The sequence below is a fragment of the uncultured Croceicoccus sp. genome (assembly GCF_947496385.1).
Classification (GTDB): domain Bacteria; phylum Pseudomonadota; class Alphaproteobacteria; order Sphingomonadales; family Sphingomonadaceae; genus Croceicoccus.
The window spans coordinates 1-1,669 of the sequence record NZ_CANMCP010000041.1; the positions used below are offsets into that span (position 1 = coordinate 1).

The 1,669-nt window shown below is 51.3% G+C and carries 2 protein-coding genes; both read right to left on the reverse strand.

Annotated elements, in window-relative coordinates; all coding sequences use genetic code 11:
* Window positions 1–100: 100 nt before the first annotated feature.
* Window positions 101–868, reverse strand: coding sequence for an HAD family hydrolase (locus tag Q0897_RS16000; protein WP_299310420.1), 768 nt, complete (start codon window positions 866–868; stop codon window positions 101–103).
* A partial coding sequence (locus Q0897_RS16005) for a hypothetical protein (protein ID WP_299310423.1) occupies window positions 865–1,669 on the reverse strand: 805 nt, incomplete at its 5' end. The genes Q0897_RS16000 and Q0897_RS16005, both read right to left, overlap by 4 nt.

The following is a 1,669-nucleotide window of genomic DNA, read 5'->3' on the forward strand; positions in this document are numbered from 1 at the left end:
CAGTTCCTAATTCAGATCAGAGGCTTAGGCCACTCCCGCTAACCCTTTAGGACCGGTCCGGTGAATACGACGGGCTAGGCGCAGCACCATGCTTCCGCAGTCAGCATGCGTGCTCCAAGCGAATAATTTGCACAGCCTCTCTAAAATCGGAGATCACGAAATCCGGAGGCGGCGAGGCCTCCTCGTCGTGCCAACGGGGCTTAAAGCCACCGGGGAAGTAGATTGTCTTGAGCCCCGCCTGCTTCGCTGGTGCAATGTCGCGATCAATTTGGTCACCGATCATGTAGGCGTTGGACGGAGAGCCAACTAGTTTCAGGATTCTTTGATACAGTTCGGGGCGTTTGCGGCCTTCAAGTACTCTGTCAAAGAATTGAGAGATGCTCAAAGCGTCGGCAGTTTCCCTTGCTCGCGTCACAGCAGATTCTGTGACCATCAAGATGTTCCAGTTAAGCTCCTTCATCTGCCTAAGGCCGTCTGCAACGCCCTTCTTAAGTTGTGGAAGTGCCTTCAGAGATTGAAAATAGCGGTTGAGGATTACGCCTTCTTGGTCGGCATAGATCTTTGCAGGCTCGCTTCCATGCAACGCAATTTTCGCTGCCCGAACCGGATCCATTCCATCCAGGGCCAAGCTTAGGGCACGTACGAGCAATGCAGGCGGGTAGCGCAAGCCATCATGATGTAGGGAGGCAAGCTCTTGGTCTGCTGCCCGCACGAATTGAAGACGATCTTCATCTGGCCACGTGAGTCCGAGTGACTCCTCAACGTCGTGAAGCAAGCGGAGCTGAGTGCTCGCGAACACTCTATCTGTATCCCACAGAGTGTTGTCTGCATCGACAAAAACTGTGACGAGTTCGCTCGCCCTAATCACTGCTCTGGGTCAGTCTTTTTGGTTGGATTTGGCTGTTGAGTTGGAGTCTGCGAGCGTTCAATCAAAGCGTCCACGTGAAGAGTTCCCCCGATCATCTCAACTTCAGTCGGTTGTGGGGTGGGCTTTGTCGGTTCCACGCAGGTCAAAACATAGCCGAGCAACATTACATAGACTATCAAGCAACGTAGTGCATAAGATAAAAGACTCTGAGCAGGCTGAAGATACCGTAACTTTTCTGCTGTCTTGGCGGCAACGAGGTAAGCTTCGCTAACATAGTTTTTGAGGTACTCTACCTTCAGCATTGGGTTGATTTCTACAGTCATGGTTCCTGTAGACTCTCCAACATTTACAAAGGAATTCGCCCAACCTTCTGGGGTGACGCCAATTATTTCGCGAAAGAACAGAAAGGAGCGTGCTCTGCCTGACTGGCTATCTACTGTTGCTTCAGAAGGATATTTGAAGCGAGTGCGCGACGCATGAAAGGTAACCAGCGCCCCTCCGAGTGATAACAAGATAAAGAGGAGGAATGAGATGTAGGTGGCCGAAAGAAGCCACCATTCTGCTCCGACCTGATCTTGCAAGTTCCTTAGAGGATAATTCGTCGAAAATGACGCGAAGAATGCACCAGCGAGAGCAGTCAAAAAGGTTGAGACCGTTAGCAACCGCGTCGCTTTCTGATCCTGATATTCAGTTTGCGCCTTCGCTTCTTGAAGTGATGCTTTGGCTAGGCCGTGTTGACAAAAGGGATTCCCAAGCGGGCCGGGTTCTGATTCAAGACTGCTTTTTGCGGAGCAGTTATGG